Source organism: Acaryochloris sp. IP29b_bin.148 (genome assembly GCF_028285565.1).
Classification (GTDB): domain Bacteria; phylum Cyanobacteriota; class Cyanobacteriia; order Thermosynechococcales; family Thermosynechococcaceae; genus Acaryochloris.
Map to the genome: position 1 here is coordinate 1 of NZ_JANQOY010000010.1, position 13,170 is coordinate 13,170.

Annotated in this window: 13 protein-coding genes and 2 pseudogenes; 8 read left to right on the forward strand and 7 right to left on the reverse strand. The window is 47.5% G+C overall.

The features are described from left to right. Both Q0986_RS00915 and Q0986_RS00920 read right to left on the reverse strand, forming a co-directional pair. Window positions 1–384, reverse strand: a 384-nt coding sequence (locus Q0986_RS00915) for a transglycosylase domain-containing protein (RefSeq protein WP_299402439.1), incomplete at its 3' end; no start/stop codon positions are given. Between the two features lie 238 nt (window positions 385–622). Next, window positions 623–826, reverse strand: a pseudogene (locus Q0986_RS00920) (DNA recombination/repair protein RecA); the annotation flags it as partial. A 125-nt stretch (window positions 827–951) separates the two neighbouring features. Between Q0986_RS00920 and Q0986_RS00925 the strand changes: the two are divergent. Together Q0986_RS00925 and dinB are read left to right on the forward strand one after the other, a co-directional pair. Continuing rightward, on the forward strand, window positions 952–1,155 hold the full coding sequence (locus tag Q0986_RS00925; protein ID WP_299402408.1) for a hypothetical protein: 204 nt from the start codon (window positions 952–954) through the stop codon (window positions 1,153–1,155). Between the two features lie 8 nt (window positions 1,156–1,163). Continuing rightward, entirely contained in the window at window positions 1,164–2,237 is a 1,074-nt protein-coding gene (gene dinB, locus Q0986_RS00930; protein ID WP_366918482.1) for a DNA polymerase IV, read from the forward strand. Window positions 2,238–2,722: 485 nt separating this feature from the next. Here the strand turns inward: dinB and Q0986_RS00935 are convergent, their stop codons facing one another. Continuing rightward, window positions 2,723–3,697 carry a CBS domain-containing protein gene (locus Q0986_RS00935; RefSeq protein ID WP_299402414.1) on the reverse strand — a complete coding sequence of 325 codons (975 nt, stop codon included), beginning with the start codon at window positions 3,695–3,697 and terminating at the stop codon, window positions 2,723–2,725. 60 nt (window positions 3,698–3,757) lie between these two features. Then, window positions 3,758–4,132, reverse strand: a complete 375-nt coding sequence (locus Q0986_RS00940) for a recombinase family protein (protein ID WP_299402417.1) — start codon at window positions 4,130–4,132, stop codon at window positions 3,758–3,760. A 424-nt stretch (window positions 4,133–4,556) separates the two neighbouring features. Here Q0986_RS00940 and Q0986_RS00945 point away from each other — a divergent pair, with 424 nt between their 5' ends. From Q0986_RS00945 to Q0986_RS00960, 4 genes are all read left to right on the forward strand, one after another. After that, window positions 4,557–4,856, forward strand: coding sequence for a ferredoxin (locus Q0986_RS00945; RefSeq protein WP_299402419.1), 300 nt, complete (start codon window positions 4,557–4,559; stop codon window positions 4,854–4,856). 14 nt (window positions 4,857–4,870) lie between these two features. Then, window positions 4,871–5,191 carry a thioredoxin gene (trxA, locus tag Q0986_RS00950; RefSeq protein ID WP_299402421.1) on the forward strand — a complete coding sequence of 107 codons (321 nt, stop codon included), beginning with the start codon at window positions 4,871–4,873 and terminating at the stop codon, window positions 5,189–5,191. 31 nt (window positions 5,192–5,222) lie between these two features. After that, window positions 5,223–5,516 (forward strand): hypothetical protein, encoded by a 294-nt coding sequence (locus Q0986_RS00955; RefSeq protein ID WP_299402424.1) that lies wholly within the window; start codon window positions 5,223–5,225, stop codon window positions 5,514–5,516. Window positions 5,517–5,583: 67 nt separating this feature from the next. Next, window positions 5,584–6,039: a CBS domain-containing protein gene (locus Q0986_RS00960; RefSeq protein WP_299402426.1), complete on the forward strand. Its 456-nt coding sequence runs from the start codon at window positions 5,584–5,586 to the stop codon at window positions 6,037–6,039. Window positions 6,040–6,056: 17 nt separating this feature from the next. Here the strand turns inward: Q0986_RS00960 and Q0986_RS00965 are convergent, their stop codons facing one another. Together Q0986_RS00965 and Q0986_RS00970 are read right to left on the reverse strand one after the other, a co-directional pair. Beyond that, window positions 6,057–7,517: a tetratricopeptide repeat-containing serine protease family protein gene (locus Q0986_RS00965; RefSeq protein ID WP_299402429.1), complete on the reverse strand. Its 1,461-nt coding sequence runs from the start codon at window positions 7,515–7,517 to the stop codon at window positions 6,057–6,059. An 85-nt stretch (window positions 7,518–7,602) separates the two neighbouring features. Then, window positions 7,603–9,141 carry an AAA family ATPase gene (locus tag Q0986_RS00970; RefSeq protein ID WP_299402431.1) on the reverse strand — a complete coding sequence of 513 codons (1,539 nt, stop codon included), beginning with the start codon at window positions 9,139–9,141 and terminating at the stop codon, window positions 7,603–7,605. Between the two features lie 186 nt (window positions 9,142–9,327). Between Q0986_RS00970 and Q0986_RS00975 the strand changes: the two genes are divergently transcribed. Then, window positions 9,328–11,022, forward strand: coding sequence for a TolC family protein (locus Q0986_RS00975; protein ID WP_299402434.1), 1,695 nt, complete (start codon window positions 9,328–9,330; stop codon window positions 11,020–11,022). A 157-nt stretch (window positions 11,023–11,179) separates the two neighbouring features. Here Q0986_RS00975 and Q0986_RS00980 read toward each other — a convergent pair. Beyond that, window positions 11,180–11,323: pseudogene (locus Q0986_RS00980) on the reverse strand (IS3 family transposase); the annotation flags it as partial. Window positions 11,324–11,457: 134 nt separating this feature from the next. On the opposite strand from Q0986_RS00980, the gene Q0986_RS00985 reads away from it, so the two are divergent. Then, on the forward strand, window positions 11,458–13,104 hold the full coding sequence (locus Q0986_RS00985; protein ID WP_299402436.1) for an IS1182 family transposase: 1,647 nt from the start codon (window positions 11,458–11,460) through the stop codon (window positions 13,102–13,104). Window positions 13,105–13,170: the final 66 nt, after the last annotated feature.

Consider the following 13,170-nt stretch of genomic DNA (forward strand, 5'->3'; position numbering starts at 1 on the left):
TCGCAAGATACCAACGGGATTAATCCCGTTATGTTGGTAAAAGTTGCTGTCTTCAATGGCAAGCACGGACAGCTTCAGGTGGGGAGATATCTTATCCAGAGGGACGACCTGGCGATTTTCTTCTTCATGTAGTCCTGTGAGTAGCTTGCCGTTGATGTCATAGATATACGTTGTTTCATTAGGCGTATAGGTCGTTAATGACCTCACATCAGGAAGGTCACGATAGCTAATGGCCACACCCATAAGTGCGCCAGCTACACCAGCACTCCCTAACAGGGTCATCGTCAATATTGTTGTCCAAGCGACTCGGCCTACCCCCAGAACAAAGCCAGTGGAGGTGGGCTGAGACGGAAAATCATGCGGAGTAGCGGCACTGGATGACATATGCGTATAAATGGGCAACCTTGACACACCCAAAAAGCGTGTAAGGTCACTGCTAAGAGTAGTGGTTGAGCGTCTTTATCTAGCTAAAGTTTGCCCATTTGAAACAGGGGGTACGACTCCTGATTCCAAAAAGAAGTCCTCTCTCAAAATAAATCAACAACTTGTGGACCATATGAAGACTTCATTCACCCAAGAACCTAGTTCTGCAATCGGTATTTCTTGACCACTCAAAGTGAAAATACACCTCAATCACTCGCCCTCTAGATAGCCCACCGCCCAAGGCCAGATCCAGGGGTAATGCCCCAGTAGGGATTGTCTCAATCTGCATACGGGTGGCATCCCCCAACCGCATAATGGCCCCTGTGCTAAAGGTCCGTTCCACATTTTTCATCACTAGGTCCAGGGCTTTTTGCTTCTCAGTTAAGTCGGTCTTGGTAGCCATGAAACCATGCTCGGATCTCTCATGAGTGGATTTTGGGGTTGCTAGACCAGCATAGTAACTTTGTACTAAAATAGTGTTAACTTGATATTTTTGTTGACATTTTGCCTCCCCACAGTGAGGTGGTTATGGCGATAGATACACTTGCTGAATTAGTAGGATTCCCAAGGGGATGGCTTGTTGGTGTCTCACTTGATCTGGAGTGGGACTATCAGTGTTGGATCGTCACCCCAGAAAAACAAGTCCATACTGATGGTAAGTTCTACGAAAGTAGCCCTATGGCATTGGAAGCAGGTCGCTTCCTGGTTGAGCATTCTTTGGAGGTGGAGTGACGCTATCCATGCGCAAAATTTTGCATGTGGATATGGATGCCTTCTTTGCTTCAGTGGAGCAGAGAGATAATCCACGACTGAAGGGTAAGCCAGTGGTGGTAGGTGGACGGCCCGAGCAACGAGGTGCGATCGCTGCTGCCAGTTATGAAGCCAGGCAGTTCGGCGTGTTCTCTGCTATGCCCTCAAGAGTGGCGGTTTCGAAGTGCAAAGATCTGATTTTTGTGAAACCGCGCTTTGCAGTTTACCGTGAAGTGTCTGGTCAGATCCGAGAGATCTTTCGCCAGTTCACGGATTTAGTTGAACCTGTCTCATTGGATGAAGCTTATTTAGATGTGACGTTGAACAAGCTGCATATAGCATCTGCGATGGAGATAGCCAAGAAAATTAAGCGTCTAATTCGCCAAGAAACTCATTTGACGGCTTCAGCGGGAGTATCCACCAACAAGTTTCTAGCAAAGATGGCATCAGGGCTGAACAAGCCAGATGGCTTGACTTTGATTGCACCCCATCAAGCAGAGGCGTTTGTTCAACAACTCCCGATTGAAAAATTTCACGGAGTTGGCAAAGTGACTACCACCAAGATGCATCAGCTTGGAATCAAAGTTGGTGCTGACTTGTTGCAGTGGCCTGAACAAGCATTAGTATCAAAGTTTGGTAAGGTTGGCCATTACTATTATGGGATTGCTAGAGCAAAGGATGAACGTCAGGTGAATCCCAATCGGATTCGCAAGTCAATTGGAGCAGAGCGCAGCTTCTATGAAGATCTATCAGGCCATCAGCGTTTGATGGAAGAGCTAGAGAATATCGCTATTATGGTTCATCAGCGGCTCGCGGAAAATCAACACTCAGGTCACACACTCACGCTGAAGATCAAGTATGCGAACTATCAACAAATTACCCGCAGTCAGACCACCCATGATGTCTTGCAAGGGGTTGATGAGATCTTCGATTTAGGGAAAGAGCTATTGTTAACTCATGTCGATGAGCAACAGTCAGTAAGGCTGTTGGGTCTGACAATCTCTAATCTAGAAGCTATGGGCGAAAGTCCACAGCAGTTAGCTTTTCAATTTGATGGGGTTTAGGTATGAGCCCTGACTCTGATTCCTGAAAGGCGCACCTCAATGTTTCCAGGATTCCCTATTAAAAGGGGCTTTCCATTTCTAGATAAGGGCTTGCTCTAGCTGTTGCCGAGGTCGGTATTCGGTGGGTGCTTCTCACCAGAAGCTTATGGTCACTCGCACGGGCAGATGATGGATTCGATGAGCAGCCACTTGACGCACTCCCACGCTTAAAAGACGTGAGATTTAGCGCTACTGACGTAGATGGCCTAACGTCTACTCGCACTCTAGACAACGCCCTGCCTAGTGGTTAAACCCAACAACCAGAACTGGCTTTCTTCCTTTAGGTCTGACAGAAATGGAATGCCGGATTTTACCCCCGGCGATTCTGCTTCCCAGTTAAACTGACAAGACTAGCTTCTTACGGTACGTTTAGCCCTTTACCTAGAGAACTTCTCTCTAGAACCAGCGGAGATCTAAGTCTGTTGAAGAATATTTTTATTTTATTGTCAACAAACTTCAGCATTCTGTTGACGCCAATACGTGGCTCTTTCTGCTTCTAACTGCTGAATCGTCTGTTGAAGCGTTTCGATAATGCCATACATCTCCAGGGGGTCAAATACCTTCAACAAACTCGTTTGGGTAACAATTCCCAAATCTTGCCCCCAGTTCCAAGACACCACTAATCGCCGAACCCGAAGTTGCTGCATTTGTTGATGGGCTGCCCAAAGTGAATCTCCTGGATCAAGTAAAAATAATGGAGAACTCATCACTTCTGCAGCCGTAATTTTACCAATATCAAACTGCATCGCCTGAAACTGGACAATATCTCGTTCTGTCACAATGCCAATGGGTTTGAGGCCATTATCTGCCGCCGGCTCAACAATCACAACACAACTGACCCGATGTTCAGCCATTAACTGGGCAAGGTTTAAAACAGGGCAGGTGGGAGGTGCATGGATGACAGAGGTGGACATTACCTCCGATACACGCCGTAATTTCAAGAGATTGGCAGGCTTCAAGACTTTGCGCAGGCTGCTCGGTTCAGCCACCCCCACCAGCTGATTTTGATCATCAACAATAGGCAAGTGGCGTATTTTATACCGCCGAAACAAAAACATCACTGCAAAAATATCTTTGAAGTCTGCCAAAGGGAGCGTTTTAACCGGATGAGCCATCACATCCGCAGCGGTCACATGCTCACAGTCCATGCCTGCTGCCGCAAATCGGACAATATCTCGCTCCGTCAAAATACCGACAATCTCGTCATCTTGCATAATCAAGGCACAGGTCGGGCGAGCCATCACCGCTTCTGGTGTTGAGGTCTCACTCGCAAGATCCCCCAAGGTGCAGTGACTAAAGGGTGCCTGACTGAGATGAGCAATCACATCCACCAAAGCCATTTCTGGAGACACGACCAAGGGATGATAATTGATGGCATCTTCCAGATTCGGCGTGCACATCATTGGATCAGTTTGCTGCATCAGGTCCTCTACCGACAGGGAAAAACCAGCCCGTCCCCAAGGACCGCTCCAAGACCATGATTAGCATGAGCCTGACTTCTTAGAGGAAGAGGCATTGGACTGGGTCACACCAGAGATTCGGGGCATTTTGCCATATAGACGGTCTAACACTCGTTTCACGGAAATTCGCTGCCATTGGTTGCCGCGTTTCGTCTGATACCCCTGTTGATTGAGCCAATTCGCAATCTGTTGCAGAGATTTACCCGATTTATGATGGCGACGAATCAGTTCAATGATTTGCTTTTCTCGGGGATTGTCGACTAATTCTCCCTGACAAGACTCTTGACCAAAGGGCGGAGAACCATAGCCTGCATATCCCCCTTGGGCAGCCTTTGCTTGACGGCCTTGATTCAGGCGCTGACTCACCTCATTGATATCCCATTTTGCAGCAGACATTAGCGTAAATGATTCTTCCAAAGAAATGTTACAGAGAATTTTATCTCCACTATATCAAGACAGCAGAAATATACCTTTAAGGTGTATAGTAGAGGAATGTAACACTCATATCGCCGAGAGCATTACCAGCAAAAGCATCTAAGAGAAAAAGGTTTTAGTCCAACACTAAGCTATTTTTCCTTTCAATTGAATGCCAAATTCTCTGGTAATACTCACCATCTTAATTCAAGTTGAGATCAATCACTCCTCCAAATAGCCGTTTAGGCGCAGTTAGACCCATTTTTCGATTAAAGGCTAGGTTCCACTGGATAAACCTACTCTGGACAAATCCCTTGGGTATTTCCCCTCAGAAGTGATTTGTCACCGTTACTATCTTGCTCACCGTCCAGCTTTAAACCATCAAACTTAGAAGGATTCCATATCGATGGCCACCTACAATGTCAGGTTAATTAATGAGGCAGAAGGTATCGATGCCACCATTGCGGTAGAGGATGATCAATACATCTTCGATGCAGCAGAAGAGAATGATATTGATCTGCCCGTTTCCTGCCGATCCGGTGCTTGTTCAACTTGTGCAGGCAAACTCGTTTCTGGAGAAGTGGATCAATCCGATCAATCTTTTCTAGATGACGATCAAATGGATGCTGGATTTGTCTTAACCTGTGTGGCCTACCCAGCTTCAGATTGCACAATTCAAACCCATCAAGAAGACGCCCTACTTTAACCCCCATAATTCCTATGAGTTCTGTATCCTACGTTCAAGACAGCGAATTTGATCAGTTAATTCAAAGTGAATCGATGGTTGTCGTCGATTTCACCGCCACCTGGTGTGGTCCTTGCAAAAAGGTGAGTCCCATGATGGACCAATTGGCAACCGCCTATGACGGACGAGCCAAAGTCGTCAAAGTGGATGTTGATCAGAATAAAAGTGTCGCCAAACAGTACGGAATTCGTAGCATTCCGGCTGTATTGGTCTTCAAATCTGGCGAGCTGGTGGAAACGCTGGTGGGAATGAATCCCTACGAGAAATTTACAGCTGTCCTTGAGCAACATCTTTAAGGATCGAGTGATCGTTGACCCGGAGATGAGTATGAGTCACGTTGCAACAAATACGGCCCAAGCCGTCTGCTGTCCGCAATGCGGTGCTGCAGCACGACGGCTCGTGTTCAGTAGCTTATATCCCACTCATCTCAAATGTCCTGGAGGCTTGGTCAATCAGGTCGAATGTCCAAGTTGCGACTATTTGTTCGTTTCCTGTGCCGTCAATGGTCAAGTCGTCGAGGCCTATGCAGAAGGAATTTCCACCTATCAACGCCCTCGCAACAGACCCAGTTCTCCAGCCTCCTCCTCGTGGGCAACCTTACCCAGTAAAGCCAACGCCTGACGCTGAATGTTAAGGCGCTAATCCCCTTATTCGTTATTTAATCGCAAATTCAAAGGAGTCTAAAACCATGATGAGAGCGGAAGAAATCATGACTCGCGAGGTGGTTGCCATTAGTGGTTCAGCCACAGTCGCAGAGGCAGTAGCCATGATGAAAGCTAAAGGTATTCGGGCTTTAATTGTGGAACCTCGCTACGCAGGCGATCCCTATGGCATGGTGACTCAGACCGATATTGTTTACAAAGTGGCTGCCTTTGGTCATGACCCTAAAAAGATGAAAATCTACGAGATCATGACCAAGCCTTGTATTGTGGTCAATCCTGATTTGGGTGTCGAGTATGTGGCCCGTCTATTTGCCAACACAGGCATTCGCCGAGCCCCCGTAGTCAAAGATCACTTGCTGGGCGTTATTTCAATTAGTGACATCTTGCAAAAAAGCGATTTTGTGGAAAAGCCCAAGAGCAATTTTGAACAATATTGTGAAGAGTTTCCTAATGCCCCTGAAGCGCGCATTTATGAAGACTAAGCGTTATTCCCACTCTCTTACCGCCGAGACAATTTCAGCATGGTTGCTCGAATAATGTCATTGAGTTGGTTCTCCCCTTCCCGTTGAGCTTTGAATGCCGCAGTTTGCAGTTGGCGAGTCCCTGTTTGTAGATCGCCTTGCAAACTGCTCAATAAGCCCTTTTGAATATCCGTAATGGTGGCGTTAAAGGGTAAACGCCTAATCTGGCTCAGTTCTGCAATAATTTTGGCTTGATCTGCGGGATTAAAACTGCCTGAGGTATTGTTGAGGACTTGAACGACTCCGCGCATAACCTTGGCCTCGACCAGTCTGGGATTGAAGGCTAGAGCCCGATTAAGGGTTCTAAGAGCACTTTGGTATTGTCGCAAATGTACTTGTGATAGCCCCTGCCGATAGAGGATCGTGGCATCCAAGGGACTGAGTCTTAAGGCTTGGCGATAGTCATTAAGAGAAGCTACAGCATTTCGTGAATTTGCCTGAACCACGCCCCGTTGAAGGTAAGCTTGAGCATAATCGGGATTTCGGTCAATGGCCTGGGTAAGATCCTCAATGGCTTGAGTAGAATTCCGTTGGCGATAGTGGCCGAGGCTGCGACTGTAATAGGCTTCGGCATAATCGGGATTTCGGTCAATGGCCTGGGTGAAATCTGCGATCGCACCTTGATAATCCTTCCGGTTGAGTTTTTCACCTCCCTTTAGATAAAAATCGGCCGCAGTGGGCTCCTCAGCTTGAGGGCGAGGAGCTGATGTTCCCAAATCCAGCTTTATTCCCCCGACAGGTAACAAGCTCAAGAAGGTATTGATGGGAATCCCCAAATTAAATCCAGTTTTGATATAAATCTCAGGATTAGTCTCTTGATCTTGGGGTTGGATAGTCGCAGTATCGGCACGACCGTGAATAGCAATTAATCGCCCCTGATCATCCAAGACTGGTCCACCACTCATCCCTGGCAAGGTGCTATTGGAATACACCAGAGCATAACCATCGGCAAGAGGTTGGGTGGCATTGGCAGTCACTTTACCTTCCGTGAAGTTGTAAATCGATTCAGTTAAGGCCAATGTCTGAGCGGGGAAACCCGCAACATAAATGGACGTTCCTTCAGGGGCCTGATTCGCATTTCCCATTTTTGCCACTGCATAGGTTTTATTGCTATTGAATTGAACAACGGCCAGATCGACATCTTGGAGTGTTTGAATGCCAGATGTCTTAATCGTATGGACTTGCTGGTCAGGCGTTTGGATCTCATAGGTGTTGGGACGGTCAACCACATGCGCAGCTGTCGCCACGGAATATGTGTTTCCCTCCCGTTGAACAATGACACCAGAACCTATCCCTGCTGGGCTGCTAATCCGCACCGTGACACTTTTGGCGAGTTTACTGACCTCTACCGCGCTCAGTGCCTGGGCTTGCGGTTGTATCCAAACTAGGGCGGTCGTGGTACCTAACAGGAATGCGGTTAAAGAGGCAGGTCTATGCATAAATCAAACCGTCAAATTGGAACTTTACAGACGAAGGGGGGAACGACACATTTAGAGCAGGGTGGGGGCTGACAATAGCAGCCATTTATCGGGCATTCATAAACCGATCCTTGGCAATGGCACGGAGCTGCTGTAAATGTTCTTGCCGAGACACCGATAAGGGAATCATCGCTTGAATTTCCTGGACCAGGAGATCCGTATCCAACGGCTTCTCTAGGTACAGCGATCGATAAAGGGCCGCTACAACGCCTTGCTCTATTTCAGCACCACTATAGCCTTCCGTCGCTTGCAAGAGGGTAGGCAGGTCGAAGTGACTCGGATCCTGCTGACGTAAGGTGAGATGAATCCGCAGAATTGCCCCGCGCTCCTGTAAGTCCGGCAAATCCACATAAAAAATCTCATCAAAGCGACCTTTACGTAGGAGTTCAGGGGGAATCTGAGAAATATCATTAGCAGTCGCCACCACAAAAACTTCCTGCGATTTTTCCTGCATCCAAGTGAGGAAATAGCCAAACATCCGGCGACTCAACCCGCCGTCTGAATCAGATCCTGTGGCCCCCAAGCTTTTTTCGATTTCATCAATCCATAGCACCGTAGGCGACATGGATTCCGCTAAAGAGATAGCTTTGCGAAAGTTCTTCTCCGACTCCCCCACATACTTGTCGTACAGACGGCCTGCATCCAGCTTAAGTAAGGGCATCTTCCATTCTCTAGCAATCGCTTTTGCCGCGAGAGATTTGCCACATCCCTGGATACCCACAATTAAAATCCCTTTGGGAGGCGATAAATTCAGCGCTTTTGCTGCTGGACTAAACCCCACTTGAGCCCGAGCTAGCCATTGCTTAAGGTTGGCGAACCCACCCCATTCCACGCGATTATCTTCGACCGGGAGATAGTCAAGAACCCCACCGGCCCGAATCAGTTGAGCTTTGCGGTGCAGAATGCGTTCTACATCCCCGGTGGTCAGCTTGCCATCATCCAGAGCCGCATAGGCTAACACCTGCCGAGCTTGCTTCAAAGTCATCCCCGTCATAGCTTGCACCAGAGCCTGCATATCTTGGTCTTGCAGCTCGACAACCGTGCGGTGTTTATGTCTCATGGCCCGCACCACGTCCTTAACGGTTTTGGAAAGTTCATCGCGATCGGGCAATTTTAAGTCATACACCACGGCATCATGCTCAATTTCTCTGGGTAGCTCAATGTTGTCCCCTGTCAGCACAAAAGCTGAGCGCTTTTGAGAAAAAAGCTGGGCCGCTTCTCGAAAGTGACGAGCCGTTTCAGGATCTTCGAAATGTTTGCCAAAATCCTTAAGCCAGAACAAAGCCTTAATCGTCATATCCTGCACATGTTTAAGAACAGCCAACGGTTCAGCCGTATTACCAATGGCTGCGGGTTTGAGGGTGCCAGGGGGGGCATATTCATTCACCCAAGGGGCATCAAAGGTGCCAGGAGAACGGATCAGTCCTTGGGCAATACTCCACTCAAACATGGGAATAGACATTTCCTGGGTGGCTTGTTTAAGGAGGGTTTGGACACGTTCTTCTTCTAAGGTTTCAATAACGATAACGGGGTGATAGGACAGAATTAAGGTCTGAATGTCACGAACACTCACAGATAGGGGCATAACCAGATTGCCAACCAGCACAGAACACTATCCTCAAGATTCCCTGTTCGGCAGGTTTTGCTAAAGCAAATTTCGTTATTTCGCAGGAGTATCTAAAGAGATTCTTGCAAATAAAAGTAACAGCTGAGAGTAGATTTGGTAGAGTACTAGACGAAGACAGCAGGTTCTGTAGCAGTCATGAAACAGATGCAGTGGATACGATGGGGCAAAGCCAGTTGCCTGAGTGCAACCTTGATATTAGGTGGATCGTTGGCTGTGGCTCAGCCGCAAGAGGAGACCTTCCCGATTCAAGAAGATCCGTCTTCTGCCAGTGAGTTCACTCCGTCGGACCTCAATGAGCAATCCCTGCGCTTACCTGCAACGGATTTAAATCCCTTAAATCCCGATCCAAAGGTATTAGATGTACCGACCACCCCAGGGGATGTCAAGGTTGATCCTAATCTCGATCAGGCGATTACGCTCCAGCAAGCCCTAGAACTGGCAAAACGAAATAACCGAGATTTACAGATAGCTGAGCTACAGCTACGTCAATCCAAAGCGGCCTTAGCGGAAGCCAAAGCAGCGAAGCTACCAACTGCTACTGCTCAAGCTAGTGTGAATCGAATCGATTCAGCAACTACCCGTATTGCCATTAAACAAAATGAAGAAGCACAAATCTCTGCGATTGAAAACCAAATTCAGCAGTTACAAGCTCAATTACCTGGCCTGAATCCAGTGCAAGCAGCCATTGTGGATCAGACTATTCAGGGGTTACAAGCTGATCTCCAAACGGTTCGAGATAGTAGACCTTCTTCAGTCAGCAATCTGTTTAACTCTAGTGTGCAGCTAGACTATGATGTATTCACCTCAGGGCAACGACCGGCCAGTATTCAGGCTGCCCAGTCTGCAGTCAAGGCAGCTGAAAAATCGCTGGAGACAGAGCTACAACAGCTCGGTCTAGACGTCACCAACGATTATTACGATATGCAGCAGGCAGATGAGTTAGTCCAGATTGCTGGGGCTGCGGTCAAAAATGCAGAAGAAACCTTAGCAAACACTCAGGCATTAGAACAAGCGGGGTTGGGAACCCGATTTGATGTCTTGCGTTCCGAAGTCCAACTCGCAAACCAACAGCAGCAGCTATCCCAGGCCCAAAGTCAGCAACAAACGGCCCGTCGCCAGTTAGCTCAACGGTTAAGCCTTAATCCCCAAGCAGCGCTGTCTGCTGCTGATCCCGTCAAGATTGCAGGTCTATGGCCATTATCGATCACAGATACGATTGTTAAAGCACAGCAAAATCGATCTGAGTTAGGAGAACTATTGGATCAACGTCAGATTGCTCAGCAGAATGAGCGGCTGATTAAAGGGAGTTTTGGCCCTCAAGTGAGTGTGTCGGCCAGTGGAACCTTTGCCGTTGATTTAAGCGATCCCACCGAAGCTTTTGGGTATGCCCTCGGAGGACAGGTAACAAAGACACTGTTTGATGGCGGGGCCACTAAAGCTAATGCAAAGCAACAAGCATTAGAAGCCAAGATTGCCGAAACTCAGTTTGCGAACTTTAAAAATTTAATTCGGTTCCAAGTGGAGCAGAACTTCTTTACCCTGCAATCGAGCTTTAAGAATATTGGCACAAATGAATGTGCAGTGACCCAAGCCGAGCAGAGCTTAGAACTGGCCCGGCTACGATTGCGGGCTGGTATTGGCACTCAACTAGAAGTCAGTAATGCCGAAACGGAACTGACTCGCACACGTAGTAATCGCTTACAGGCGATTATTGACTACAATCGGGCATTAATTGCCCTAGAGCGTTTTGTTGGGCATCGGCAACCGCAGGCGAGAATGGGTGAGGTTCCTGCTTCTGCAACTCAAGAGAATCTTTGTAATGGAACGCAATCGGGATAATAAGGTCAGTCAATGGTATTGTCAACTTAACTGATATGGCACCGTACCCGAGACTATGCCACGATTAAGGGATGAGCATTTCCTACAAAAGACACCATTTCCCTACCGAGATCATCTCTTATGGTGTCTGGTTGTACTACACCTTCCCGTTCTTGATTAAAGCCTGTTGGTAGTCCCCACTGGCATATTGCCTGCCTCGGTCAGAATGAAAGATTAATCCAGTCTGTGCTGGTATCCGTTGTCCTAAGGCAGCCTCTAAGGCATGGAGGACCAATTCTGTCCACATATGCTCAGCCATGGATGCTGTTGGCGAATGTACTACGAGAGAATTATTTGTATTATCAAAGCCTGATTTTACTTTGCTTTCTAGCAAAAAAATAAGCGTTGATAATTAGTTGAGTATTCAAACTAATCGTTACCAGAACTCTCAACACTATGTCACTTCAACCGTATGCTCCTGGTCCTATCCCTGAAGAAACTGTTCGTGTTGCCCGTGCTGCATTCCCTAAAGGCAATGTATTGATGGCTTTAAAAGATGAGATAGGAACAATCTACACCGATCAAGACTTCTCAGCTTTATATCCAGCTCAAGGTCAACCTGCTATTAGTCCTTGGCGCTTAGCTTTAATCTGTGTCATGCAGTTTATGGAAGGACTGACTGACCGACAAGCAGCAGATGCAGTTCGCAGTCGAATTGATTGGAAATATGCCCTAGGACTTGAATTAACTGATTCGGGATTTGATTTTTCGGTGCTAAGCGAATTCCGTCAGCGTCTCATTCAAAGTCATACTGAACCGGACCTACTCGATCTCCTGTTGCAACAATGTGTAGAAAAGAAATGGATCAAAGCAGGTGGTCAGCAGCGGACAGATGCAACCCATGTCATTGCTCATATTCGGATGCTGAATCGGCTTGAAGGCATTGGAGAAACCTTGCGAGCAGTTTTGAACGAGATCGCTAGAGTTGATCCTGATTGGTTGCAGCAATGGGTTCCACAAGAGTGGTACAGCCGTTACGCACTACCCGTAGAAGAGTATCACCTGCCCAAGGGAATAGCAGCCCGTCAAAAACACGCCGAAATGATTGGCGAAGATGGAATTCAATTACTAGAAAAGCTTTGGCAGGAGAGTACTCCGAGTCATCTACGCCAAATCCCAACTATTGAGATTATGCGTCAGACTTGGGTTCATCAATACTTCGTCGAACGGGGCAAAGTCCGACTTCGCCCTGCGAAGGATTTGCCCCCTGCAGGTGAGCGCTTTGATTCACCCTACGACCCTGAGGCTCATTATGCCAATAAGAGAACCACTACCTGGGTCGGCTACAAAGTACATTTGACAGAATCCTGTGACGAGAATCAGATGCACCTGATTACTCATGTCCATACTACCCATGCCCATCTTGCTGATGTCGATCAGACTGAAAAAGTACACAAGGCACTGAAACTCAAAGATTTACTTCCAGGTGAACATATTGTTGACTCCGCCTATGTTGATAGTGAATTGCTGGTAACAAGCCAAGATCGATATGGAGTGACACTCATTGGCCCCACACGGCCCAACTCAAGTTGGCAAGCCAAAAATCCTGAGGCATATGATTTAGACCAGTTCAAGATCAATTGGAATACGCGGCGGGTCACTTGCCCGCAAGGTAAAAAAAGCCGCACATGGAAAAGGGCAAAAGATGCTTGGGGTAACCGAGTGATTGTTGTCAGGTTCTCCCGCACGGATTGTCGATTGTGTGAACATCGTGCTTTATGCACTCGATCACCCACAGAAGCGAGGTCCCTAACCCTCCGCCCGAAAAAAAGGCATCAGGCAATGCAAGAGGTTCGAGAACGACAACATACAGAAGAATGGCAACAAACTTACAACAAACGGGCAGGGATAGAAGGAACCATTTCTCAAGGAGTCAATGCCTTTGGAATGAGGCGATCGCGCTATTTAGGATTAGCCAAAACACACTTACAGCATGTGCTCACAAGTACTTCGATCAATATAAAACGCATTGTGTCATGGCTGCAGGGTAAGCCGCACGCCCAAACCCGAACATCGCGCTTTGCGGCGTTAGCTACTCCTTAGAACGAATACATTTTGGGGTAGTGATAATACAAATAATTCTCTCGTAGTACATTCGCCAACAGCATC

Coding starts and splice junctions, on each gene's coding strand:
- dinB (WP_366918482.1), top strand. CDS start 1,164: ATGCGCAAAATTTTGCATGTGGATATGGATGCCTTCTTTGCTTCAGTG.
- Q0986_RS00925 (WP_299402408.1), top strand. CDS start 952: ATGGCGATAGATACACTTGCTGAATTAGTAGGATTCCCAAGGGGATGG.
- Q0986_RS00960 (WP_299402426.1), top strand. CDS start 5,584: ATGATGAGAGCGGAAGAAATCATGACTCGCGAGGTGGTTGCCATTAGT.
- Q0986_RS00970 (WP_299402431.1), bottom strand. CDS start 9,141: ATGCCCCTATCTGTGAGTGTTCGTGACATTCAGACCTTAATTCTGTCC.
- Q0986_RS00975 (WP_299402434.1), top strand. CDS start 9,328: ATGCAGTGGATACGATGGGGCAAAGCCAGTTGCCTGAGTGCAACCTTG.
- Q0986_RS00935 (WP_299402414.1), bottom strand. CDS start 3,697: ATGCAGCAAACTGATCCAATGATGTGCACGCCGAATCTGGAAGATGCC.
- Q0986_RS00945 (WP_299402419.1), top strand. CDS start 4,557: ATGGCCACCTACAATGTCAGGTTAATTAATGAGGCAGAAGGTATCGAT.
- Q0986_RS00955 (WP_299402424.1), top strand. CDS start 5,223: ATGAGTCACGTTGCAACAAATACGGCCCAAGCCGTCTGCTGTCCGCAA.
- Q0986_RS00985 (WP_299402436.1), top strand. CDS start 11,458: ATGTCACTTCAACCGTATGCTCCTGGTCCTATCCCTGAAGAAACTGTT.
- trxA (WP_299402421.1), top strand. CDS start 4,871: ATGAGTTCTGTATCCTACGTTCAAGACAGCGAATTTGATCAGTTAATT.
- Q0986_RS00965 (WP_299402429.1), bottom strand. CDS start 7,517: ATGCATAGACCTGCCTCTTTAACCGCATTCCTGTTAGGTACCACGACC.
- Q0986_RS00940 (WP_299402417.1), bottom strand. CDS start 4,132: ATGTCTGCTGCAAAATGGGATATCAATGAGGTGAGTCAGCGCCTGAAT.